Here is a 417-nt window from a genome sequence, read left to right on the forward strand (position 1 = left end):
ATATTAACGAGGCTCAAAAGCCAAAGATTGAATCGCTTCTTCGATTGTCAGGAAATGGATCTTCATCAGGCACACTTCTGCCTTCTGGAACTCGTGATTTCGAATCAGGTTGGTCACGCTTTCAACTGAATAGTGCTCAGGTTGTTTCGTGAGAGACAGTTGATTTGAGCTTGATTCAAGCGAGTAGCTATCGCCCACTGAATCAATGAGGTAATCCTCTTCGCCCAAGATCATGTCTGAGCATTCTGCTTGAAATTCGTGTTCGGATGCGACGTAAATAAGCTCATCGTCCCCGTCGAGTTTTACCAAAGATGGCCAACTGATCATTACTGCCTCTCAATCATGGATGTTGAAATGTATGTCTGGACTATAAACACTTTTGAAGCTTAAGTCAGGTACTAGTGATTTATCCTATAG

Annotated in this window: 1 protein-coding gene; it reads right to left on the reverse strand. The window is 42.7% G+C overall.

Annotated features, from left to right (window positions below; all coding sequences use genetic code 11):
• Positions 1 to 3: 3 nt before the first annotated feature.
• Positions 4 to 327, reverse strand: a complete 324-nt coding sequence (locus AB4496_RS26375; RefSeq protein ID WP_009846192.1) for a DUF4144 domain-containing protein — start codon at positions 325 to 327, stop codon at positions 4 to 6.
• Positions 328 to 417 lie beyond the last annotated feature (90 nt).

The sequence above is a fragment of the Vibrio sp. 10N.222.46.A1 genome (assembly GCF_041473595.1).
GTDB lineage: Bacteria > Pseudomonadota > Gammaproteobacteria > Enterobacterales > Vibrionaceae > Vibrio > Vibrio tasmaniensis_A.